The following is a 23,956-nucleotide window of genomic DNA, read 5'->3' on the forward strand; positions in this document are numbered from 1 at the left end:
ATTTGTCTGCCCTGCGTGGTATCATTGTGCCGCTTTGGGTGCCTTGGACACCGACACCATGGACGGTCGCAACAGCCGGTCATGCATCACATAACCTTTCTGATGCACCGCCAGAACCCGGTTTGCTTCCCCTTCCGTTTCCACCATGGCAATCGCCTGATGCAGGTGGGGGTCAAAACGGCCTTCGCCCATCTCTATGGGGGCGATGCCGGCCTTTCCCAAGGCCTTGGCGAACAGCGTCAACGTGTTTTCCAAACCCTGCCGCAATAGCGCGATGCTCTCCGCGCCCTCCACCGGGCTGGCCAGCGCCAGTTCCAGACTGTCCACCACCGGCAGCAGTTCGCGGGCAAAGCGGTCCACCGCATAATTACGGGCATCTTCCACCTGCTTTTCATGACGTTTGCGCAGATTTTCGATATCCGCCAGGGCGCGCAAATAATCGTTGCGGTAGGTTTCCGCCCGCTCTTCCCAGTTCACCACTTCCGCACCGGCACCTTCCGCTTCGGTAGACGGCGATTCCTCTTTTTCTTCATTCATGTGCAATCAACCCCTGAAAGTTTGAGTCCAAGACCATATGGGGAAAGGACCAGGGTATTTCAAGACCCGGCGCTAGCCGGATTGCGACAGGGCGCGGCCGAGCAGTTGCGCCGTGCCGTCGACCAGCGGAATGATCTGCTGGTAAGGCATCCGCATCGGTCCGATCACCCCCAGCACTCCCACCACCTCCCCGTCGACGCTGTAAGGCGCCGACACCACGCTGCAATCACTGAGCGGCGCGTAGCCTGACTCCTCACCGATAAAGAGGCGCACTTCACTACCGCGCATACTCTCATCCAGCAAATGTACCAGATCCCGTTTCTGCCGCACGGCGGCCAGGAGTTCACGCAGGCGTTCGCTCCCCGCCAGTTCCGGCAGGTCCAGCCATTGGAATTCGCCTTCGATGAGCATGCGCTGCTGGTCTTCCTCCAGCATTTCCTCACCCAGCTCCATGGCGCTGCGCAGTATGCGATCCATCTCGTGGCGGGACTGCCGCAGATCCCGCTGCAGGTTATGGATGACATCCTGCAGTGGGCGACCGCCGTATGTGGCATTGAAGCAATTGGCCGCCTGAGCCAACTCCGCCGCCGCGAAGGGTTGCTCGGTGCGGATCAGGCGGTTCTCCACATCCCCCCTGTCGGTGACGAAGATGGCCAACACCTCACGCTCATGCAAGGCGATGAAGTCCACATGCCGCAAAATGCGGGTTGCCCGCCGCGGCACCCGCACAAAGCCCGCCATATGCGTCAGTTCAGAAAGGATACCGGTGGCGGCGTGCAGCACCTGTTCCGCATCCGGAGCGCGAAAACCGATGCGATGGATGAGCAGGCGGTTGGATTCCGCCGACAGCGGCACCACCCGCAGCAGTGCATCGACAAAAAAACGATAGCCGACATGGGTAGGAATGCGCCCGGCGGAAGTGTGGGGGGAGATCAGGTAGCCCTCGTCCTCCAGGTCCGCCATGACATTACGTACCGTGGCGGGACTGATGTTGAGGCCAGCATCACGGGCCAACTGGCGACTGCCGACCGGCACACCTTTGGCGATATGCTGTTCGATGAGGGATTTGAGCAGGTGACGGGCACGTTCATCCATGGCCGTCTACCACCCCTGCCAACATGCGCAGCGCGGCTCACCCCGTGCAATGGGTGAAGACAGCGGCTGCATGGCGCAGATAAAGAAATAAAACATGGCGGGAGAAATCATCCTTGGCACTCAACCATCATGAGTGCTAGTAATTTAGCAAAAAATGATGGCGGAGCAAAGGAATAGTCCGGCCCCTCCCGAAGATTCAGGGCAGACCACCGGGAGGCAGACCGATAAAAGGTGTTACTTGATCTTGTCTTCCCGGTACATGACATGCTTCCGGACCTTGGGATCGAACTTCTTCATTTCCAGCTTATCGGGCGTGGTCTTCTTGTTCTTGGTAGTGGTGTAGAAATGACCGGTACCGGCCGTGGAAACGAGCTTAATCTTGTCACGCATGATTCATTCCTCAGATCTTTTCGCCGGCGGCGCGCAGGTCAGCCAGAACGACGTCAATTCCTTTCTTGTCAATGGTACGGATACCCTTGGTGCTTACCCGCATACGCACCCAGCGGTTCTCGCTCTCCACCCAGAAACGGTGGTACTGCAGATTGGGCAGAAAACGGCGGCGGGTCTTGTTGTGGGCGTGGGAAACATTATTCCCCGCCATGGGCTTCTTGCCCGTCACCTTGCATACTCTGGACATCGGTTAATCTCCCTGAAAAAAGGCGCTCTTTATACCATAGATGAAAGCGACCTGCCAGTAGTCGCGGTGGCATTGCCTGCAAAGCTCATCCCCTGTAATTTATCCGCACCATGAAACGACGCATACTGATCACCAGCGCCCTCCCCTACGCCAACGGCCCCATCCATCTCGGGCATCTGGTGGAGTACACCCAAACCGACATCTGGGCCCGCTATCAGCGCCTGCGGGGCCACGACTGCGTCTATGTCTGCGCCGATGATGCCCATGGCACGCCGATCATGCTCCGTGCCCAGAGCGAGGGCATCACGCCAGAAGAACTCATCACCCGCATGCACGGCGATCATCTGCGCGACTTTACCGGCTTCGGCATTCGGTTCGATCTGTATCACAGCACCCACTCGCCGGAAAACTTTGAAATTTCTCAGAGTATCTATCGTGCCCTGCGGGCGGCGGATTACATCAACGTCCGCGAAATCGAACAGGCCTACGATCCCGTCGCCGGCATTTTCCTGCCCGACCGCTTCATTCGCGGCACTTGCCCGCGCTGCGGCGCAGCGGATCAGTATGGGGATAGCTGCGAGGTCTGCGGCGCCACCTACAGCCCCACCGACCTTATCAACCCTGTTTCCGCGGTCTCCGGCGCCGTACCCGAGCGCCGCAACTCGGAGCACTACTTTTTTCAGCTCGGGGATTTCAGCGACTTCCTCCGGCGGTGGATTCACAGTGGTACCTTGCAGGAAGAAGTCGCCCACAAGCTGGATGAATGGTTCAGCATCGGCCTATCCGACTGGGACATCAGCCGCGACGCCCCCTACTTCGGCATTCCCATTCCCGACGCGCCGGGCAAATTCTTTTACGTCTGGCTGGATGCATTACCCGGCTACATGGCCGCCACCCAGCACTGGTGCGCGGCCCACGGCCGCAATTTGGCCGATTACTGGGGCCCGGATTCCGCTGCCGAGATCTACCATTTTATCGGCAAGGACATCATTTATTTTCACGGCCTGTTCTGGCCGGCCATGCTCAAGGGCTCCGGACACCGCCTGCCGACGGGTATATTCGCCCACGGGCACCTGACGGTAAATGGCGCCAAAATGAGCAAGTCGCGCGGCACCTCCATTACCGCCAGGCAGTATCTCCAACATCTGAATCCCGAGTTCCTGCGCTATTACATCGCCACCAAGCTCAACAGCCATGTGGAAGACATCGACCTCAATCTCGAAGATTTCCTGCTCAGGGGCAACGGCGACCTGGTCGGCAAGGTAGTCAATCTGGCCTCGCGCGCGGCGGGGTTCATCCATCGCAGCTTTGCGGGCCGACTGGCCGCTTCCCTGGGCAAGGATCAGGCCTTTTATGACGGGCTGCTGCAGACCCAGGAGGCCATCGGCGAGGCCTACGCCGGACGGGAATATGGCAAGGCCATGCGCGACATCATGGCGCTGGCCGATCAGATCAACGCCTATGTGGACCAGAACGCCCCCTGGACTTTGGCCAAAGACCCGGCCCAGCACGAGTCCCTGCACCGGGTCGTTACGGTCACCCTGAACGGCTTTCGGGTGCTGATCACCCTCCTCAGCCCGGTGCTGCCGGAGCTGTCGCGCAAGGCGCTGGAATTCCTGCAGTGCGAACTGGACTGGGCGGGCCTGAGCAAGCCGCTTCTCGATCACCAGATCCTGCCCTACAGCCATCTTCTACAACGTATGGAAAAAACCCAGGTGGACGCCTTGATCCAGAATCCTGCAGAAAGCCCCGCGACAGCCCCAGGCACGGCGGCGGCGCCAGTGCCCACGCCCGTACCTGCCGAGGCCAGGGAGGAGAATCCCTTTATCGGCATCGACGACTTCAGCAAGGTGGATTTGCGCATTGCGCGGATTGTTGCCGCGACCAACGTGGACGGCGCGGACAAACTACTGCACCTCACCCTGGACATCGGCGAGGGCACCCGCTCGGTCTTTGCCGGCATCAAGAGTGCTTACGATCCGGCCAGCCTCGTCGGCAGACTGACCGTGATGGTCGCCAATCTGGCGCCCAGAAAGATGCGCTTTGGCCTGTCCGAGGGCATGGTGCTCGCCGCCAGCGGCCCGGAGGGCGGCCCTTTCCTGCTCTCTCCCGACAGCGGAGCCCAACCCGGCATGCGGGTTAAATAGAGATCTGCGCGGCCGCCAGCAACCTGCGTTCTTCATAGGCTTCCCGGGCCAAACGCACGTCTTCCAGGAACCACGGTAGTTCTTCCAGCAGCAGGGCCTGCGGGCCATCCACCAGCGCCGTCGCCGGGTCCGGATGAAAGTCCACCAGGATCATGTTGGCGCCGGCCACCACGCCCTGCGCGGTCACATGGAATACATCCATGATGCCATCCGGCCCCGCATCGCGGCTGCCCACCGAGTGGGACGGATCGATGCAGACGGGCATCCGGGTCAGCCGCTTCACGACCGGCACCTGGGCGAAATCCACGAAGTTGCGGTGCGGGTCACCCAGATTCGTCTTCATGCCGCGCAACCCGAAGATCACTTTCGTGTTCCCCTCCGAGGCCAGATACTCGGCGGCATTGAGGGATTCTTCCAGGGTAATGCCGAAACCACGCTTGAGCAGAACGGGAAGTTCCTGCTGCCGCCCCACCGCCTTCAGCAACTCGAAGTTCTGGGTATTGCGGGTACCGATCTGCAGCATGACCCCGGTCGGATGGCCGGTCTTCTCCAGCGCCTCGCGGATCTCATCCATATGCGACTCGTGGAGGATCTCCATGGCGATGACGCGCATACCATATTTGCCGGCCAGTTCAAAAACCCAGGGCAGGCAGTCCTTGCCGTGCCCCTGAAAGGCGTAAGGACTGGTACGGGGTTTGTAGGCACCCATGCGGGTGCACACCTGGCCATTTTCCTGCAGCGCGCGCAGCATCTGCTCGACGTGTTCCGGAGTATCCACGGCGCAGAGCCCGGCAAATACGTGGAGATTTTCCTGGCTGAAACGCACCCCGTTGTAATCAAAGCCATGGGTACGCTGATCGCCGGTATGGCGGCCCAGCAGCCGATATTCCCGGGACACGCGAACGGCCCGTTCGACACCGGGCAGGGCTTCCATGTCTTCTATCCGCAACGACTTGGTATCACCGATCAGGTAGATTTCACTGAGCACCTGCTCCGCACCCTGTTCCTGATGGACCCGAAAGTGAATACCGGAGAAACCACGCAGACGAGTCAGCAGTTGTTGGAAGATCGGCGATTGTTCGCCGAGGTCGGCCTCTAAAATCAAAATCATGATCGATCTCCTTCTGGTGTCTGCATGAACTCTGGCATTCTGGTGGCAGTTTACTCAGGCAAACCGGAGACACAAGCACTAAAGCATCGCCTCCGGACGCAGATGACGGTCGACATCTTCGCCGGAAAGATAACCTAGCGCCAAGATGGCTTCTCGCAAGGTGCAGCCCTCGCGATAGGCATGCTGGGCGACAGTAGCAGCTTTTTCATAACCGATCACAGGTGTCAGAGCCGTGACCAGCATCAGCGACTCTTCCATGTTCCGGCGGAGCTGGCCTTCTACGGGCTGCAAATCGCGCAGACAGTGATCGCTGAAGGAACGGGCAGCATCGCCCAGCAGTGCGATGGATTGCAGGATATTATAGGCAATCAGCGGCTTGTAGACATTCAGCTCAAAGTTACCCTGGGAGGCGGCAAAGGCAATGGCCGCGTCGTTGCCATAAATCTGCACGCAGACCATGGTCAAGGCCTCGGCTTGCGTGGGATTCACCTTGCCGGGCATGATGGAGGAACCGGGTTCGTTTTCCGGGAGATGCAGTTCGCCCAGGCCGGCCCGTGGGCCGGAGGCCATCCAGCGGATATCGTTGGCGATCTTCATCAGGGACATGGCCAGCCCACGTAGCGCCGCACTCAATTGCAGTAGCGCTTCATGTCCCGCCAGGGCCGCAAACGCATTGGCCGCTGGGCGAAAAGGCAGGCCCAGCTCGGCATGCAGACGCGTAGCCACTGCACCGGCAAAATCCGGGTGGCAGTTGAGTCCCGTACCGACCGCCGTGCCGCCCACTGCCAGGGCATAAAGACCGGGCAGGGTCTGCTCCAGGCTGCGAACACCCTGCTGCAATTGCGCCAGATAACCGGAGAACTCCTGCCCCAGAGTCAGTGGCACCGCATCCATCAGATGGGTACGCCCGACCTTGATGAGGTGGGCAAAATCCTCCGTCTTGCGCTTCAGTGTCCCTTCCAGGTGCGCCAAGGCGGGCAAAAGTCCCTGATGCACCGCCAAAGCCACCGCAATATGCATGGCCGACGGAAAAACATCATTGGAAGACTGGCCCAGATTGACGTGATCATTGGGGTGTACCGGCACCTTGCTGCCCCGGGGCTGCCCCGCCATTTCATTGGCCCGGTTGGCGATGACTTCGTTGACGTTCATGTTGCTCTGGGTGCCGCTGCCCGTCTGCCAGACCCGCAGGGGAAACTGCGCATCCCAGCGCCCCGCGACGATTTCCGCCGCAGCGTCGCTGATCTTTTCGGCCAGCGTCGCATCCAGCAGACCCAGTTCGGCGTTCACCGAGGCCGCCGCCCGCTTGATCCGCGCCAGGGCGTGGATCACCGGCAGGGGCATCTGCTCCGCACCGATGGCGAAATAACGCAGAGAGCGCTGGGTCTGGGCGCCCCAGAGGGCATCGTCCTCCACCTCCATCACCCCCATGCTGTCCGTTTCCTGACGCATCTCAGCGTACCCCCGCCAGCTTCTCGGCTTCATCCACCATCCCGGACATGTAATCCAGCGCCCGCGACCAGATTTCCGGATCTTCCAGATCGATGCCCGTTGTCGCCACCACCTCGGCGGGCGCCTTGCTCCCACCGAGTTTCAGCATGGCGGTATAACCGGGCACAAAGTCGGCGGGAGCCGCCCGATAGCGCTGAATCAGCGCCAGCGTCAGCAGTTCCCCAAAGGCATAGGCATACACATAGCCCGGTGAGCCGATGAAGTGGGGAATATAGCTCCACCACCAGCGATAACCAGGGCTGAACTGGATACTGTCAGCAAACTGCTCCGTCTGGGTTTGCATCCACAGCTCCGCCAGGCGATCTTTGCTCAGCTCGCCCTCGGCACGGCGAGCGCCATGCATCACCACCTCAAAGCGGTGCATGGCCATCTGCCGGAACACCGTGGCGAAGGTATCCTCGATCTTGCCGCAGAGCAGGCCGAGACGCCGTCGGGGATCCTGCTCCTCACGCATCAACTGCTCGAAGGTCAGCATTTCACCAAAAACGGAGGCCGTTTCCGCGGTGGTCAGGGGGGTATCGGCGTTCAGGTAACCCTGCCCGCGGGCGAGATACTGGTGGATACCGTGCCCCAATTCGTGGGCCACCGTCATCACATCCCGCACCGTGCCGGTATAGTTGACCATGAGGTAGGGATGCACGTCGGGAGTCACCGGATGGGCGAAGGCACCGCCCCGCTTGCCCGGCGCCAATGCTGCATCGATCCAGCCCTCGTCGAAGAAGCGCTGGCCGATGCCCCCCAGTTCCGGCGAAAAATCCGTCACCGCCGCCAGCACGATGCGTCGGCACTCCGCCCAGTCGTAGCGCCGGTCACCGCCGGGCAACGGCGCATAGCGGTCATAATCCATCAAGGGCGAGAGGTTCAGCAATTTGGCCTTGAGCCGGTAATAGCGGGCCACCAGGCCGTAGCGTCCGACCACGGCCTGTTCCAGCGCCTCAACCATGCCGTCGGAGATTTCATTGCTGAGATTGCGTTCGCTCAGCCAGTGGGGATAGCGGCGCAGGCGGTCATCCAGGGACTTGTCGGCAAGGACGGCGTTGAAACAGGTGGTGAGGGTATGCAAACGCCCTTCCAGCCCTTTGCTGAGGGATTCTGCCGCATCCCGGCGCAACTCCCGGTCGGGATTGGACAACAGTGTCAACACCTCCTGCTCGCTCATCTGCTTGCCGCGCAGAGGAAAGCGCATTTCCGTCAATGTCTCATCAAAAAGCCGCTCCCAGAGCCCCCGTCCGGTCACCCGTTTTTCCGACAGGATCTGCTCTTCGCTTTCACTGCGCAGGTGATCACGGTACTTGCGCCAGTTGCGCAGCAGATGCGTCCAGTGTGCCAGCGCGGGATCGGCCAGCAGGGCACCGGCCCTCGCATCGTCCACGGCGTTCCAGGCGATATCGAAGAAGATCAGTTGATTCTGAATGGCCGTAGCCGCCTCCTCGTAGGCTTGCAGGGCGGCGCCATACGCCGGCTGATCGGCATGGGTCACATAGCTGAGGTAACGAAAGGTACCCACCCGGCCGATGCGTTGGCGGATGGCTTCCAACTGCTCCAAGGCCGCCGCCAGTTGCGCGGCATTCAGCCCCCCCAGACCGGGACGATAGGCTTCGGCAAAGCGCGTCGCTGCGCCATTCGCCCAGCGCATGTCCTCGGCCAGCCGCGGATCATCCACCCCGGCATAGAGATCTTCCAGACGCCAATGTACCTGCTCCGCGCCCGTCGTCGTTTGATTTACGCCCTCCATCATGCTGTTGTTCTCCATCCGAGTAATGTTCGATTGGTGCCGCCGTTCAGCCCGCCATCTCCGGTAAACCCAGACTACGGCGCACACAAGACAACAACGTCGTCAGTTCCGGGGCGCGTCCTGCGCGTTGGGCCTGCCACATCATCTCTCCCAGACAGTCCACGAAAAGATGTTCGGCGCCGGCTTCACCCAGCTTGCGGCGCGCCCTGTCGAAGAGGTCCACGATACCCGCAGGCTGTCCCAATGCCAACATCTCCTCCAGCCCTAGATGCAGGGACATGTGCATATAGGGGTTGGTCCGTCCCTGCTCGGGCGGGAAATCCTGTTCCAGTCCCTGCTGTGCATCGCCGAGCAGGGCATGATATTCCGGATGGCGGAGAATGATGGCGACAATCCGCGTCTGCACCCCTTCCAGCGCCCGGCCCTCCTGATAGGCCCGCCAACTGTCCAGAAAGACCTGTCGATATGTTTCTCGTTTAGTGCCATAAAGCATAATGATTAGCCTGTCAGAACATACCGGAAGATCATAGGGCACACCGGCACGGGTAGGAAAGAGGGGTCTTTTGTGATAAACAGGTCAGATTCCGGAGGCCTGACCCGGCTTGACCAAAAGCATTCATCGCGACATTCATTTTCGGCGGGAGAGCAGCGCAAACATGGCTAATGCAAATGCAGTATCGACAGCAGCAGTAATCACCCTCAATGAGCGCCAGTGGGAGGGGCTCGGCAAAGTCGGCGACGCCGCCCTGCAGGTGCAGAACCTGCTACAGATGCTGCGTGACATCCTCAATGAACTGCCCCAGGCCATCGATACCGACAAGCTCATGGAGACCATGAAGCCCTATCTGGAACAACTGCAGCGGGTTTCGGAGTCACTGCAGGCCTTCATCAAAGGGGATTCCGATGAGGAACCCCTGGATCGCCTGCGCACCATGCTCACCGAGGCCCAGAACGCCGAACTCGACAAAACCCTGAAAGAAGTTCTGCAACTGCTCGGCAACCTGCAGCGCGCCGGTTTCTTCAGCTCTGTCACCGCCCTCAGTGCGGAACTGAAATGCCCCATCATCGGCGAAAACCCCGAAGACATGGTGCAGAAAATTCACGCTGCCACCGCAAGCCTGCAATACTGGATGGAGAGCGCACGGCAAGGTGCCGGGGTCATCGGCAACATGGTCGGTCAACTCGACCTGCCCGATCGTCTCGACGAGATTCAGGAAATGGCTGACCAGTGGATGCAGATGGCCCGGCGGGCGCAGCGCCTGGTGCAGGGCGACGCGCCCAGCCTGCAGGCCCGCCTGAGCGCCATGCTCGATATGGCGGAGATCCTTGGCGGACAAATGAACATTGCCATTGGCACCCTGCGCGACACCATGCCGGAAGTGTTGGAAAGCGCTGACATGAGCGGCGCGCTCGCCACGATCGGTGCCGGTGGCAGCCGCTGGATGCACATCGCATTGCGGGTCAAGGCCCTGGCACAGGGTAACTCCGAAAATCTCGCCCAGCGGGTGGAAGGACTGCTGGATCAGATCGACCACCTCGCGGGCTATGCCGCGAGCGCGGGCTTCTTCATTCAGGCGGGCAAAGACGGCGTGGGTGCGGTCCGCAACATGCTCACGGATATCGACCTTCCGGAAAAACTGGATGACCTCGCGGAAGAAGCGGAAAAGTGGCTGAAAATCGCGAAGCGTGCCAAGCTGCTGGCGCAAGGTGATGCAGGAAGTCTGGCTGACCGTGTCGGCAGCCTGCTGGGCATGGCGGAAACCGTCAGCGGCTCACTACAGGCCGCGGCCAAGGCCTTGGAGGACCGGGGCATCCATCTTCAGGAACTGATCACTCCGCACGGCGACCTCAGTGTCGCGTTTGGTACGGTTGCGGATATGATGGGCGAATTCTGGCAGGATGGTACCATCCGCCGCATCATCATCACCGTCAGCCAGGGCGCCATAGCGTGGCTGGAAATCGCGCAAATTGCCACCGCCACTGTAAAAGGCGACGCGGAAAGCATCAACGCCCGGATCAAGGAAATCGTCCAGGGCCTGCACGATGCCCACCTCATGGAGATGCTGCCCGACGTCTTCGCACTGCTCGGCAACCTGCAAAAGGCTGGCCTGATCAGCAAGGTGAACATGGTGATGACTCAGGTCGTCCCCATGATCCCCTCTGACGAGGTCTTTGCCAGCGGCGTGAACAAGGCCATGCAGGCGCTGGAGCAGACCCGTGCCGGAATGAAGGACGAGAACAACAAGGGTGGAGGCATCTTCGGCCTGATGAAGATTTTCTTCGCCAAAGACACCCAGTTCGTGCTGAAGTTTGCCGTGCGCTTCGCCTCCATTTTCCTGAAGGCGCTGAAGCAGGGCTGATTTTTCACGCCCGCAAAAAGGCCCCGGTCCTTGTGGTCCGGGGCCTTTGCGTCGTAGAGCAGGTACTAAGCCCCACGCTGTCCCAACCAGGTCTTCGCCTTCTCCGCTGCCGCCCTGGCCGCTGCCGGATCGTTCAGCCAGGCCTTCGCCAGATCGACAATCTCCGCGTTATCCTGCGCCCATACCGCAGCGCCGGCGGCCAACAAGCCCTGACGTACGGCGTCATCCGGCATTTTCGGACCGAGGATGAGGGGACAACCACCCGCGATGGCTTTGGCGAGATCCACCGTGCCGCCCGTCAGGGTGCCGCCGGGCACACAAAAATCCGCACAACCGTAGAAGGCATCGCGCTGCTCCGCCGTTTCCACAAAGTAGACGCGCGTCTTGATGGGCACGAAGCTGGTGAACAGTCGGCTGTGGCGAATGGTCTGCAGGTGGTATTTCAGCGCATCCCGATAAACGGGTTCGTAGCGTTCTTCCCGATCCGGCGCCAGCACCATGATCCCCATCTTCACCCGCATCAGGGAGAGAAAAATCCCATAGGCCTCTGCATCTTCGCCCTCGTGCAGGTTGGGGAAGTACACTATGCAACGGTTCCGGTCCCGGAACTCCTTAAAACGTTCGCACCAATCCATGCATCTCACTCCGTGGCGGTAGTTGTGGGTTTTTCCATCCGCCGATGATAGGCGACGCCGGGACATCATTCAAAATTTGCGTAGCGTCGGCGCTTGTGAATCATGCTGCGCATGTGTGTTATATTAGCAACATCGTTTGCCCAAGAAGAACATACCCATGTTGCGAACACTTTTCGTATTTTCGGAGATGGCGCCCTATTCCAAGACGGGCGGCCTCGCGGATGTCGGCGGTGCCCTACCCGTGGCGTTGGGGCAGTTGGGCGTCGATACTCGCGTGCTGGTGCCTTACTACGGGTGTCCCGCCATGGGCGAGATGGACTGGCGTTGCACGGTCAGCGTGCCCTATACCGATGAAACGGCCGAGTTATGGTCGCTGACGGAGCGGCCGCAGATTCTTTTCCTACGCTATCCCCCTTACTATGAACGCGACGGCGGCCCTTACCAGAATGCGCAGGGCGAAGACTGGCCGGACAATGACCGGCGCTTTGCCCTGCTCAACCGGGTAGCCGTGGAAATTGCCCAGGGACGCGTGTCGGGGCTCGACTGGCGTCCGGACATTGTTCATGCCAACGACTGGCAGACCGGGCTGATACCTTACCTCCTCGATCTTGAAGCGCGCATCGGCGCCGCGCGGCCGCCGGTCCTTTTCACCATTCACAATCTGGCCTATCAGGGCCGCTTCCCGCCCCGCGCCATGGCGTCGCTGCACCTTCCCGCCGCGGATTTTCACTGGCTCGGCACCGAACACTACGGAGCCTTTTCCTTCATGAAGGCGGGCTTGGCGTTCAGCGACCAGATCACCACCGTCAGCCCCACCTATGCCGCAGAGATTCAGACCAGCGCCTTCGGTATGGGACTGGATGGTCTGCTCCGGTCCCGGTCTGAGCGTCTGTCGGGTATTCTCAACGGGATCGATACCATCCACTGGAACCCTGGGGCGGACCCCTATCTGGCCGCCCATTATTCGCCGCAGCACCGGCTGCCGGGCAAGGCCCTGTGCAAATCGCAACTGCAGAGCAGTCTCGGCCTCTATCCCGAACCCGGCGTATTCCTCCTCGGCATGATCAGCCGTCTGGTGGAACAGAAGGGGACGGATATGGTGCTCGACATTCTCCCGGACCTGTTACGCCGCGGCATGCAGGTGGTGGTGCTAGGCAGCGGCGACAAGTCCTTCGAGCGGCAACTGCTGGAGATGGCAGCGGCCCACCCCGCGCAAATGGCGACGCGCATTGCCTTCGACGAGGGGCTGTCCCATCGTATAGAGGCAGGCGTAGATGCCTTTCTCATGCCTTCCCGTTTCGAACCCTGCGGCCTGAACCAGATGTATAGCCTGCGCTACGGTACCATTCCTATCGTCCACCGCACCGGCGGGCTGGCCGACACGGTCACCGATGCCGACGACTTCCGCCACCCGCTGCAACGCAACGGCTTTGTGTTCGACAGCCCGCAAAGCGACGCCCTGCACCATGCCGTGCTGCGCGCGGAGGCGCTGTTCCGCCAGCCCGCGCTCTGGTCGCACCTGCAGGACCAGGCCATGGCGGGCGACTATAGCTGGCAGCATTCGGCACGCGCCTATCTCCAGCTATATTACGAGGTGCTGGTGCGGCACAGCGGCGGCGGCCACTGAGTCTCCCGATCGATTCGCTCTACGAAAAAAGGAGAACCACATGGAAATGCAATTTTATGGTGCGGCGGGAGGGGTTACCGGGTCCTGTCATTTTCTTCGCGTGGGCGATAAAAAGCTGCTCATCGACTGCGGCATGTTTCAGGGCGGGCATGACCTGGAAGAAGAAAATCGCACCGAATTCGGCTTTGACGCCAAGGATATCGACTATCTGCTGCTGACCCATGCCCATCTCGATCACTGCGGGCGCATTCCGTTGCTGGTCAAACGCGGCTTTCGCGGCGAGATCATCACCACGTCAGCCACCCGCGAACTGGCGCGGCTGGTGCTCATGGATGCGGCGGGGCTGGCGGCGGAAGAGGCGCGGCGCTCCAACCGACGTCACCTGCGTCAGGGGGGGGCCGAATCGGCGCCCATCTATGACATCACCGACGTCCTCGATACCATGGATCGCTTCGGACGCAGCGCGGATTACGGACAAAAAATGGAGGTCTGCCCCGGCGTCAACGCGACTTTCGGAGATGCAGGTCATATCCTTGGCTCCGCCTGGATACTGGTAGAAGCCAGCGAAGCGGGCAGGCAGCAGCGCATCGTCTACTCCGGCGATCTGGGCAACCGCGGCAAGCCGATCATCAACCCGCCCACCCCCGCCCCCCAAGCGGACGTCATCGTCATGGAAACCACCTATGGCGACCGCCTGCACAAGGCCATCGGACCCTCGGTGGACGAGTTGCGCGATGCCATCCTCGACACCCTGAAACGTGGTGGCAATGCCATCATCCCCACCTTCGCCCTGGAGCGCGCGCAGGATTTGCTGTATTACCTGCGGGAAATGATGAATGACAACCAGATTCCCGCCAACCTGCCGGTTTTTCTCGATTCGCCCATGGCCATTTCGGCTACGGAGATTTTTCGCCGTCACCCGGAGTGCTTCAACCCCGGTACCCGCGAAGGCCTGCAGCACGGCGCCGACCCCTTCGCCCTGCGCAACCTCCATTTCACCCGCGAAACCAGCGAATCCATGGGCATCAACCTGATCAAGGGCGGTGCCCTGATCATGGCGGGATCGGGCATGGCGACCGGAGGGCGGGTCACCCACCATCTCCGGCATAACATCTGGCGTGAGGACAGCAGCGTGATCTTCGTCGGTTATGCCGCCCAGGGGACGCTGGCGCGACGCATCATCGACGGGGCCAAAACCGTGCGGATATTTGGTGAAGAAGTGCATGTCGCCGCCAGCATCTACACCATCGGCGGTTTCTCGGCCCATGCCGACCACGATGAACTTCTCGCCTGGTATGGTGACCAACGCCCGACACGCACCGTTCTCGTCCATGGTGAGGACAACGGCCGGGAGGGCATCGCCAAGGTACTGCGGGCGCGGGGTTTGCAGGTGGATTGTCCGGTCATTGGCGATCGTTATTCCCTCTAAAAAAGCTTTTGCGTTGCGCCGGGACCATAAACGGCTACAATGCCCCGAAGGCTTTTACACCCGCATGCAGGAGGAGTCGTACGATGTCAGGTCACTTTCCTTTTTCCGGCAAGGCCAACCGCGTTTCGGTCTACGCCTTTTTTGAGGCCCACGACTGGAGCCTTGAAGCGCAAGAGAAATATTTTGAGGCGTGGTACCAGTGGACGAAAGACTACGTCATGAATGACGCCGACCTGAAAGCCGCCAAAGGCGTACTGTTCAGCGGCGACCATTTTGGAACGCACGCCGACCATGATTTCCATCTGCACGGTTACGCGGTCGCCACGCGCATGCTGGATCTCGGGGAGCTCATCAAGGGCAGTATCCTGCCGCGGCTGGACCACGACATGCTCCACGCTCTGGAACATGACCATGAAGAGTGGATTGCGGCGGCCAACGCCGTTGCGACAGAACATCCCCGCCCTCAGGCGCCGGAGATCGGCCGTTATCGTCACGTCTGAATGCCCGGCTGCGGTGCCGGGGCGGGTCGTATACCCGATCTCCGACACCGCAGCCCTGCATCCCGGCAGCCCCCATCGTCGCCGTGGATGACGCAGCGTGGACCCACAGAATATTCGTCGCTGTTTTGCAGCCCTGCGCGCCGCCATTCCCGAACCCAAAACCGAGCTGATCTACGGCTCCCCCTTTCAGCTTCTGGTCGCCGTGGTGCTCTCCGCGCAAAGTACGGACAAAGCCGTCAACGCCTGCACCCGGACGCTCTTTGCGGTGGCACCGAATCCCGAGGCGATGGTGTCCCTCGGTGAAGACGGCATCAAGGCCCACATCCATCGTCTGGGACTGTTCAACGCCAAGGCCCGGCATGTGCATGCCCTGGCCCGGCAACTGCTGGCCCTGCATGATGGCGAGGTGCCCGCAGACCGGAAGGCGCTGGAAGCGCTCCCCGGCGTCGGCCGTAAAACCGCCAATGTCGTCCTCAATACCGAGTTCGGGCAACCCACCATTGCGGTGGATACCCACATCTTCCGGGTCGGCAACCGGACCGGCATCGCCCCCGGCAAGACGCCCCTGGCCGTAGAACAGGCCCTGCTCGCGGCGGTGCCCGCCGAATACCGGCAGGACGCCCACCATCTCCTGATCCTCCATGGCCGCTATACCTGCACGGCGAGGCGGCCGCACTGCGGCCACTGCCCGATTTTTCAGTGCTGCGAATGGCCGGACAAGCACCGGTGGGCGGCGAAGTCATCTCCTGGCGGCGCTTAAAGATCGGACAGACTCCGCCACCGAGGCGAGCACATCATCCCATACGCCCGCCTTGGCCTGCCGGAACAGACGCATACCCGGATACCAGGGGGTGTCGTCCCGGTCAAGCAACCAGCGCCAGTCCGGCGAATTCGGCAACAGCAGATAGGTGTTGACGCCCAGGGCGCCGGCCAGATGCGCCACCGAGGTGTCCACTGAAATCAGTACATCGAGTTGCTGGAGGATGGCGCCACTGTCGGCAAAGTCCTGAACCTGGTCGCCAAACGGGGTGACGGCAAAAGAAACCTCCTGTAGTTGCCGTTCACCATGGCCCTTTTGCAGCGACAGCAGACTGACTCCCGGAATCTCCGCCAGGGGCGCCAGCGCCGCCAACGGCAGTGACCGGCTTTCGTCATTTTTGTGCAAAGGATTCCCCGCCCAGACGATGCCGACCCGCAGGCCACCGATCTGCGCAAGCTTCTCGCGCCACGACTCCTGCAGTTCCACCGGCACGCGGAGATAGGGCACCCGGCCCGGCACCGTGTCCAGGCTGGTGCCCATGACGTGGGGCAGACTCATGATGGGGCAGTAGGTGTCATGGGCAGGATACGGCTCGCCCCGCACGAACACCTCATCCGCGCCGTCCACTTGCTGGAAAAGCCGCAGCACTTCCGGTCTCGCCTCCAGAATGACCCTTCCGCCACGGGCTTTTATCAAAGGAACATAGCGCACACACTGAAACAGATCGCCGAAGCCCTGCTCCGTATAGATCAGGATACGCCTTCCGTCCAGCGGTGAACCGTCCCACTGCGCTTCCGAAAAACGCCGCACGTTATTATTGGAGCGCACATCGAAACGGCTCTCATATAATGCGAATCCCTCCTGATAATGACCATATAAAAGCAGATAGGATGACAGATCGAAGGCCGCTTCCGGTGCGCCGCCGGAGACTTCATAAGCGCGCCGTAACCAGACCTCGGATTCCGCAGGTCGGCCCTGATGAAATAAAAATATCCCCAGTTTGCTCATCGCCTCCGAAGATCCCGGATTATCCGTGATGAATCGGCGCAGGAACGCCTCTGCCTCGACATGTTTTTCCAGCCCGTATAAACAGACAAAAAGATTGAGCGCGGCTTCTTCATAATGGGGATCAATATTCATCGCCCTCCGCAAAAACTGCTCGGATTCCGCAAAGTCCTTGCGTTTATGCAGTGGTAGAGAAATGTTCAGCAATGCTACCGTATAGTCGGGATTAATCTCCAAAGCGCGCCGCAGCATCACCTCGGCTTCTTCATACCGCTCCAACTGGTTAAGCACATAACCGAGATTGGTAAATGCCTTGTAGTAATCCGGGCGGATTTCCACGGCACGGCGCAGTGCCTTTTCGGCCTCGTCCCGGCGTTCGAGATTCTCCAGCAGTACGGCGTAATTCAGCAGGCCCTCAGGATAGTCCGGGTCTATCGCGAGAGATTGCTTAAACAGGCGTTCTGCTTCCGCATTGCGTTGTCTGCCCATATACATCACCGCGAGATTGCACCAGGCCTGGGCGTGTCGCGGATCGGACGCCAACAGGTTGCGCAACACCTGCTCGTCTTCCGGATAGTCCCCATCCGTACCATTCATATCCCGCACGCCGATCACGCGCTGAACCATCGACCAGCGCGGCAGCCAGTTGGATAATATCTGTTCCAGACTCCACGGACAGCGGTTCATATCCAGGGATATGCTATCATCGTGTTCCAGCAGGAAATCCGTTATTGCGTCATTCCAGATGGCGGACACCAGCGCCGGGATTTCACTCCGTAAGTCTGGTAGCATTTCCTGGAGGTCGTGAATCTTCCGCCGCGCCGCCTGAATGGCGGCAATGGTTTCAGGGGTGTCGAAACGGCTGTCAACGTACATTTTCAGCAACTGCATGATGAGCGCACGCAGCGCGCTTTTAAGCATAAACCGATTCAACATTATTCCTCCAGAGTCTGTTTCAGATTACAACAGTCCGTTCTGCATTTTCACGGTATTGACGGCATACATCATCGGTTCGACACCCGTACCGGCTCCGCAGGGTGTGGGAAAACGTTACAGTATGTGCGGTCTGCTCACAAGGGGAAACGCCCGGGGCGGCGATAGACAGGAGAAAGGCACCGTTTACGGCGTTCCCGATGTCGTAACATGCTGATACTCTGTTTGACACGAATAAACCTCCTCCATATCTCGATCATCCACATATTCTGCATAAAATCCGCCATCCGGTTTATCGCTCAGGATAATCTAAACAAAGCGGTAACATCGTTTTTGATATCGGACCGCAAGGTCTCATACATCGTGGCATAGATCGTGCTAGTGCTCAAATCGGTAATGTAAGACGGATCGGTGCGCGGCGCCGATCCGGTGTGCAACCGGAGCAGTACGTTTCCACGAACAGTGAGCATCTGCGCAACCCATAATATAAGGAGCAATACATGTCGACTTTCAGAAAAAAAATCCTATTCGTGGCCGTATCCGGCACCTTTGCAATATCCATGGCGGGGGGGGGCACGGCGGATGCAAGCACCGTCCAAGGTGGTGTCGGCCTGGTGGCGGCCCTCACCCAAACCCTGGGACTCGGTTCGGCGGTCACCCAGTACGGTGACAGCAACAATATCGCATCGGGACCCGGCAGTGCCGCCGGTACCAATGATACGGCCGTGGGCGTGAATGCGACGTCCACCGGCACCAACTCCGTGGCCCTCGGCTACAACAGCAGCGATGGTGGGCAAAACAACGTCGTAGCGGTGGGTAGCGCCACCCAGCAGCGCAAGATCATCAACGTGGCGCCGGGCACCCTGAGCCAGACCAGCACGGATGCGGTCAACGGCAGCCAGTTGTATGCCACAGACCAACAGCAACTGACCAATACCAGCAATATCAGCAATCTCCAGAATCAGCAGAAGATCGATCAAACCAATATTTCCCACTTGCAATCGACGGTCAGCAATATCAGCAACCTGACCTCGGTGGCCGGTGACCTCACCGCCATCAAGCAGCAGCAGCAGACGGATATGAGCAATATTGCCGTCAACACTTCCGACATCAGCAACCTCAAGGGTCAGCAGGGCACCGACGTCACCAACATCAGCAACCTGCAGAAACAGCAGGCCACCGACGTCAGCAATATCGCCAACAATACCAGCAACATTGCCAGCAATACCTCCAATATTGCCGTCAACACTTCCGACATCAGCAACCTCAAGGGTCAGCAGGGCACCGACGTCACCAACATCAGCAACCTGCAGAAACAGCAGGCCACCGACGTCAGCAACATCGCCAACAATACCAGCAACATCAGCAATCTGAGCAACGTGGTCGGGGGCTTGACGTCAACGGCAGTCGATCTCACCAAAATCAAAAAACAGCAAGCCACCGATGTCACCAATATCGCCAGCAACACCAGCAACATCGCCAGCAATACCTCGGACATCAGCAACCTGAAAAATCAGCAGGGCACCGACGTCACCAACATCAGCAACCTGCAGAAACAACAGGCCACCGACGTCAGCAACATCGCCGGCAACACCACCAATATCGCCAGCAACACCTCCGACATCAGCAACCTGAAAAATCAGCAGGGCACCGACGTCACCAACATCAGCAACCTGCAGAAACAACAGGCCACCGACGTCAGCAACATCGCCGGCAACACCACCAATATCGCCAGCAACACCTCCGACATCAGCAACCTGAAAAATCAGCAGGGCACCGACGTCACCAATATCGCCAGCAACACCAAAGACATCAAGAACATCAAGACGCAACAGGCTACCGACGTCAGCAACATCGCCAGTAACACCACCAATATCGCCAGCAACACCTCCGACATCAGCAACCTGAAAACCCAGCAGGGTACCGACGTCACCAATATCGCCAGCAACACCAACGACATCAAGAACGTCAAGACGCAACAGGCTACCGACGTCAGCAACATCGCCATGAACACCAGCAATATCAGCCAGTTGCAAACCATCGTCAACGGCAAAGTCGCCACCTGTCAGGTCGTCAACGGCGGCCTGCAGTGCACCTACGCCCAGGCCAAGGGTACGAACGACGTGGCAGCAGGAAACGGGGCGCTCGCCAACGGCACCAGCAGTATCGCCATCGGTACCAACGCCACGGCAACCTACAACGGCGCGGTAGCCATCGGTGATGGTGCCCGGGCGGTGGCCGATCCCGCGACAGCCATTGGTGCCAACGCTCAGGCCAATGCCAACAATAGTACGGCTATCGGTGCCAACAGCACGGCCAACGGGATCAATTCCGTTGCCCTGGGACAAGGTTCCACCGCCAATCGCGCCAATTCCGTTTCCGTGGGCAACGCCTCTACCGGGCTGACGCGACAGATCACCAATGTGGCCCCCGGCACCACACCCAATGATGTGGCCACCGTCGGTCAGTTGCAGGGTGCCGTCGGGCAGGCGCAGCATTACGCGGCCCAAGTGGGCTCCGTCAATGCCGCAGCCCTGAACGCCGCCGCATCCGCCGCATCCGGTCAGGGACCCAACACGGTGGCCGGCGGTTATGGTGAGTACGATGGACAGAGCGCATTCGCGTTTACATATCAGCACCGCTTCAACTGCAACTGGCAGGCGCTGTTGACGGTGGGCAGCAACGGTTCGGGCAAAAATACCGAAGTGGGCGCGGGAGCGTCCTACAGTTGGTAAGTCTCGCAGGATAAACACCGGGCGGGAGGGGTGGTCGCGACATATCCATGCTGCCGCACCCCCGCCCGATTTATCGCGTTCTCACAAGATCATGAACCAAGGTGCTTATGATGAAAAAGTCTGCTTACCAACTGCTGTTGCTGGCGGGCGCGAGCTTCGGGCTGGCTGCCTGCGCGCCGGTACATTACCATTACTGCGATCTGAATTGCTGGCATAAGCCCAAGCCCGTGCCAGTCAAACCGGTCGCGCCGCCCCCGCCCGCGAAAATCATCGCGCCGGTCGAACATTTCGTTCTGCAAAGCAAGCCGGTCACCATTCGCGGCGTAAATTTCACCACCAACTCGTCCAAACTGATGACAGCCGATATTGCGGTATTGGACAGCGCCGCCCGGTTTGCGCTGAAACACCCCACCGCGATTCTTCTGGTGAAGGGATATTGCAGCAAGACAGGCAGCTACAAATATAACCTGGGACTTTCTCAGGAGCGTGCAGCCAGTGTCGCCCATTATCTCATGGGACGGGGCGTCCCCAATTATCGGATCATCACCCGGGGTTATTCCTGGGAAGATCCCGTGGCCAGTAACGCGACCCGTGAAGGGCGTTTCCTCAACCAGCGCGTGGTCATCGACACCAGCATCAAGGTCAGGAAATCCGTGCCCTGACCATAGGACCGACCAAGACTCTGGTTCCTGCGCCGGCAGGAACCAGGGTTCCGGCAGGTGGCTTTCAGGACTGCGGCAACTTCCCGATCAACTGTGAGGCCAGCCGAGCGGCGCTACCGCCGTGCGAACGGGCCTTATCCCACCAGAACCGCGCGCGCTCATCGCTTTGCGCAACGCCGTTGCCGTGTGCATAGGCGATCCCCAGCAGCAATTCCGCATCCGGGTCATTTTGCAATGCTGCGTCCCTCCACCAGGACACCGCCTCCGGATAATTCCGGGCCACGCCCTTCCCCTGATACAACAGACCGCCCAGATGGAGCTCAGCCTTGACGTTGCCATGTTCCGCGGCGCGTAAAAACCAGGTGTAGGCAGCCTGGTCGTTGCGCGCCGTTCCATAGCCGTGGGCATAATCATTTCCCAGGGCGAACTCCGCCAGGGCGTTGCCTTGCTTGGCGGCCAGGCGGAAGTAAGCGTTGGCCTGCTCGTAGCCCATTGGCACCCCCCGGCCGTAGTAATACGCCAGTCCCAGCAGGAGCTCCGCATGCGCGTCGCCAGCATCGGCGGCCCGTTTCCACCAGAAAACCGCACGCTCCGGATTTTGCGGAACACCCTCACCGTGGGCATAGGCATATCCCAGATTGTTGGCGGCCCGAGCGTTTCCCTGCAACGCCGATTTCTCCCACCAGGAAGCGGCCTGTTGGTGATTGCGAACGATACCTTGTCCGGCGTAGCAGGCGTCACCCATATTGAACTCCGCCGCGGCGTCACCGGCGACGGCGGCTTTTCGCCAGTACGCAACCGCCTTCCGGGCATCGCCCTTTGCCGTCCAGTAGATTCCGCGCCAGTAATCTGCGCGGGCGGCGGCATGTCGGGCGAGCGCAGCGGGGTCGGTCTGTTCTTCCTGAAAACTCTGCGACGGTACCGCCATGCTGGCCGTCGCTGCCCGGACTTCCGGATACGCCGACATGCAGAAAAGACCGACAACACCGCAAATGAATACGCGGTTCTTCCGAAAATGGTCTACGCACATATCCCTTCCCTTTCCATCGCTTTTTGAACGGTTCGCCGAGTTGACACACACTTTTGCTAACCGTCGATATTGTCGCTCTACGTATATCCCGGCGTCCAGCCTTGCCCTCAAAACGCTTTGCCCGCAATACATCGATCCCCGGTCGACAATGTTACTTACTCCGTTACGTGACAGCACCAGATAAGTATCACTTTTGATTGCCTGATGCTTATAAACAGACACTTATCTTCTTAATTCCATGGCATGGATATTGCCTCCTACATGGTGCCGAGGGACAACCGTCCTTTTGGGACTATACCGCCTTGGCAATGATACCAATTTTCAACCATCTAATTTAGGAGTGATTATTATGGGACTTAATGTTGGCGGTCTTCTTAGCACGGTAACCGGTTTGTTGGGCGGCCTCTTGGGTGGCGGCGCTCCCGCCGGCCTTTCCATCAGCGATGTCAACACCCTGATGACGAACGGCGTTACTGCTGCCACCAATCTGGACAAAGCGGTTACCACCGATGCGTCCACCCTCGCAGCCAATATGACCAACGATATCACCACCGCCGCGCAGGGTACCCTGTCCATGGCCGTAAATGGTGCCGCAGCACTCAGCAAAAGCTTTCTGTCTGACTCTGCGAAGACCATTACGTCCCTGAACACGGCCGTAGGCGGTACCCTTGCCGGTGCGTACACCGCAGATGTGGCTGGTCCTTTGGCCGCAGGTGTGGGCGGTGGTATCAGTGGCATGCTGAGCGGTGTAGGCACGGGCGTGGGCAACGCCATGGCGAACATGGCCACCAGCATCCCGGCGGCCACCGCCTCCATCGTCGGCTCCCTGGGTGCGTCCACCCTGACCGCAACGGGCCTGAGTGCTATGTTGGGCAACGCCACGGTGGTGGGCAGCAGTTCCGCCCCCACCGGCCTGCTGGGCGGCCTGCTCGGATAATCGGCGTACAACGCAAAGCCGATTTAAGTAACGCGACAGCGCGGGGAAACTCGCGCTGTTGTCTTATCATCAGGTGAGTTGATTACAAGGAGTCCACAGATGGGCGTATTAAGCAGCCTCCTTTCGGGAGTATTGGCCGCGCTGGGCTTGGGCGGTTCGGGTGGGAGCAGTCAACCCGTTGCGACGGTGGAGACGGTGGCCAGCGCCACCGCGGCAATGAACCAGGCGGTAGCCGCATCCATCAACCAGGCGGCCGGGCTGACCAGCGGCGGTGTCGGTTATGCCAACGGCGAACTGACCAGCACCTTGACGCAGGCAACATCGAAGCTGATGAATGGCATTTTGACCACGCAAACGGCGATCCCCGCCATACTGCAGGGCGTCAGTGCCATCAGTCCCACGGGTATCCTCAATACCCTCAGCGCCGATGGCGCACAGGCCGGAATGATGGTGGCCAGTTATGCCAGCCAGATGCCGGCGAACGTCGCCAAAAGTATCGCCGACGCGGTCGGTAATTATCCGACTGTGGTCATGCCGACCGGCATTTCCGGCCAACTCTTTTACTGAAT

General features: G+C 59.9%; 21 protein-coding genes. 10 read left to right on the plus strand and 11 right to left on the minus strand.

Annotated features, from left to right (window positions below; translation table 11 throughout):
* Positions 1 to 21: 21 nt before the first annotated feature.
* The 4 genes from AFE_RS12235 to rpmB form a co-directional block, all read right to left on the minus strand.
* The gene (locus tag AFE_RS12235; protein ID WP_009563302.1) at positions 22 to 537 is read right to left on the minus strand and encodes a nucleotide exchange factor GrpE; all 516 of its coding nucleotides are present in this window, start codon (positions 535 to 537) and stop codon (positions 22 to 24) included.
* 72 nt (positions 538 to 609) lie between these two features.
* Positions 610 to 1,632, minus strand: coding sequence for a heat-inducible transcriptional repressor HrcA (gene hrcA / locus AFE_RS12240; RefSeq protein WP_012537324.1), 1,023 nt, complete (start codon positions 1,630 to 1,632; stop codon positions 610 to 612).
* Positions 1,633 to 1,866: 234 nt separating this feature from the next.
* Positions 1,867 to 2,022: a 50S ribosomal protein L33 gene (gene rpmG, locus AFE_RS12245; RefSeq protein ID WP_012537325.1), complete on the minus strand. Its 156-nt coding sequence runs from the start codon at positions 2,020 to 2,022 to the stop codon at positions 1,867 to 1,869.
* A gap of 10 nt (positions 2,023 to 2,032) precedes the next feature.
* A complete protein-coding gene (gene rpmB, locus AFE_RS12250; RefSeq protein WP_009567983.1) occupies positions 2,033 to 2,269 on the minus strand; it encodes a 50S ribosomal protein L28 in 237 nt (78 codons plus the stop codon).
* A 110-nt stretch (positions 2,270 to 2,379) separates the two neighbouring features.
* Here rpmB and metG point away from each other — a divergent pair, with 110 nt between their 5' ends.
* Positions 2,380 to 4,416 (plus strand): methionine--tRNA ligase, encoded by a 2,037-nt coding sequence (gene metG / locus AFE_RS12255; protein WP_012537326.1) that lies wholly within the window; start codon positions 2,380 to 2,382, stop codon positions 4,414 to 4,416.
* On the opposite strand, the gene AFE_RS12260 is transcribed toward metG, so the two are convergent.
* From AFE_RS12260 to AFE_RS12275, 4 genes are all read right to left on the minus strand, one after another.
* Positions 4,409 to 5,527: a 3-deoxy-7-phosphoheptulonate synthase gene (locus AFE_RS12260; protein WP_009565771.1), complete on the minus strand. Its 1,119-nt coding sequence runs from the start codon at positions 5,525 to 5,527 to the stop codon at positions 4,409 to 4,411. The two genes, metG and AFE_RS12260, sit on opposite strands and share 8 nt — an antisense overlap.
* Before the next feature lie 78 nt (positions 5,528 to 5,605).
* On the minus strand, positions 5,606 to 6,979 hold the full coding sequence (gene fumC, locus AFE_RS12265; protein WP_009565770.1) for a class II fumarate hydratase: 1,374 nt from the start codon (positions 6,977 to 6,979) through the stop codon (positions 5,606 to 5,608).
* A 1-nt stretch (position 6,980) separates the two neighbouring features.
* Entirely contained in the window at positions 6,981 to 8,777 is a 1,797-nt protein-coding gene (locus tag AFE_RS12270; RefSeq protein ID WP_012537327.1) for a M3 family oligoendopeptidase, read from the minus strand.
* 43 nt (positions 8,778 to 8,820) lie between these two features.
* A complete protein-coding gene (locus tag AFE_RS12275) occupies positions 8,821 to 9,267 on the minus strand; it encodes a DUF1841 family protein (RefSeq protein ID WP_012537328.1) in 447 nt (148 codons plus the stop codon).
* 163 nt (positions 9,268 to 9,430) lie between these two features.
* On the opposite strand from AFE_RS12275, the gene AFE_RS12280 reads away from it, so the two are divergent.
* Positions 9,431 to 11,134 (plus strand): hypothetical protein, encoded by a 1,704-nt coding sequence (locus tag AFE_RS12280; RefSeq protein WP_012537329.1) that lies wholly within the window; start codon positions 9,431 to 9,433, stop codon positions 11,132 to 11,134.
* A 65-nt stretch (positions 11,135 to 11,199) separates the two neighbouring features.
* On the opposite strand, the gene AFE_RS12285 is transcribed toward AFE_RS12280, so the two are convergent.
* Positions 11,200 to 11,769: a 3-deoxy-D-manno-octulosonic acid transferase gene (locus AFE_RS12285; protein ID WP_009565767.1), complete on the minus strand. Its 570-nt coding sequence runs from the start codon at positions 11,767 to 11,769 to the stop codon at positions 11,200 to 11,202.
* Between the two features lie 157 nt (positions 11,770 to 11,926).
* On the opposite strand from AFE_RS12285, the gene glgA reads away from it, so the two are divergent.
* The 4 genes from glgA (at position 11,927) to nth (ending at position 16,085) form a co-directional block, all read left to right on the plus strand.
* Positions 11,927 to 13,396: a glycogen synthase GlgA gene (gene glgA / locus AFE_RS12290; RefSeq protein ID WP_009565766.1), complete on the plus strand. Its 1,470-nt coding sequence runs from the start codon at positions 11,927 to 11,929 to the stop codon at positions 13,394 to 13,396.
* Positions 13,397 to 13,436: 40 nt separating this feature from the next.
* On the plus strand, positions 13,437 to 14,825 hold the full coding sequence (locus AFE_RS12295; RefSeq protein WP_012537330.1) for an MBL fold metallo-hydrolase: 1,389 nt from the start codon (positions 13,437 to 13,439) through the stop codon (positions 14,823 to 14,825).
* An 83-nt stretch (positions 14,826 to 14,908) separates the two neighbouring features.
* Positions 14,909 to 15,325, plus strand: coding sequence for a hypothetical protein (locus AFE_RS12300; RefSeq protein WP_009560793.1), 417 nt, complete (start codon positions 14,909 to 14,911; stop codon positions 15,323 to 15,325).
* Between the two features lie 97 nt (positions 15,326 to 15,422).
* Positions 15,423 to 16,085: an endonuclease III gene (nth, locus tag AFE_RS12305; protein WP_009560794.1), complete on the plus strand. Its 663-nt coding sequence runs from the start codon at positions 15,423 to 15,425 to the stop codon at positions 16,083 to 16,085.
* On the opposite strand, the gene AFE_RS12310 is transcribed toward nth, so the two are convergent.
* A complete protein-coding gene (locus AFE_RS12310; protein WP_009560795.1) occupies positions 16,065 to 18,026 on the minus strand; it encodes a DUF29 family protein in 1,962 nt (653 codons plus the stop codon). The genes nth and AFE_RS12310 overlap by 21 nt on opposite strands.
* Before the next feature lie 497 nt (positions 18,027 to 18,523).
* On the opposite strand from AFE_RS12310, the gene AFE_RS12315 reads away from it, so the two are divergent.
* A complete protein-coding gene (locus tag AFE_RS12315; protein WP_012537331.1) occupies positions 18,524 to 20,758 on the plus strand; it encodes a YadA family autotransporter adhesin in 2,235 nt (744 codons plus the stop codon).
* Positions 20,759 to 20,865: 107 nt separating this feature from the next.
* Positions 20,866 to 21,420 (plus strand): OmpA family protein, encoded by a 555-nt coding sequence (locus AFE_RS12320; RefSeq protein WP_009567000.1) that lies wholly within the window; start codon positions 20,866 to 20,868, stop codon positions 21,418 to 21,420.
* Between the two features lie 64 nt (positions 21,421 to 21,484).
* Here the strand turns inward: AFE_RS12320 and AFE_RS12325 are convergent, their stop codons facing one another.
* Positions 21,485 to 22,450 (minus strand): tetratricopeptide repeat protein, encoded by a 966-nt coding sequence (locus AFE_RS12325; RefSeq protein WP_012537332.1) that lies wholly within the window; start codon positions 22,448 to 22,450, stop codon positions 21,485 to 21,487.
* 349 nt (positions 22,451 to 22,799) lie between these two features.
* Here AFE_RS12325 and AFE_RS12330 point away from each other — a divergent pair, with 349 nt between their 5' ends.
* Positions 22,800 to 23,387 carry a hypothetical protein gene (locus AFE_RS12330; RefSeq protein WP_009560789.1) on the plus strand — a complete coding sequence of 196 codons (588 nt, stop codon included), beginning with the start codon at positions 22,800 to 22,802 and terminating at the stop codon, positions 23,385 to 23,387.
* 99 nt (positions 23,388 to 23,486) lie between these two features.
* A complete protein-coding gene (locus AFE_RS12335) occupies positions 23,487 to 23,954 on the plus strand; it encodes a hypothetical protein (protein WP_009560790.1) in 468 nt (155 codons plus the stop codon).
* The last annotated feature ends 2 nt before the right edge of the window (positions 23,955 to 23,956 follow it).

The sequence above is a fragment of the Acidithiobacillus ferrooxidans ATCC 23270 genome (genome assembly GCF_000021485.1).
GTDB classification, from domain to species: domain Bacteria; phylum Pseudomonadota; class Gammaproteobacteria; order Acidithiobacillales; family Acidithiobacillaceae; genus Acidithiobacillus; species Acidithiobacillus ferrooxidans.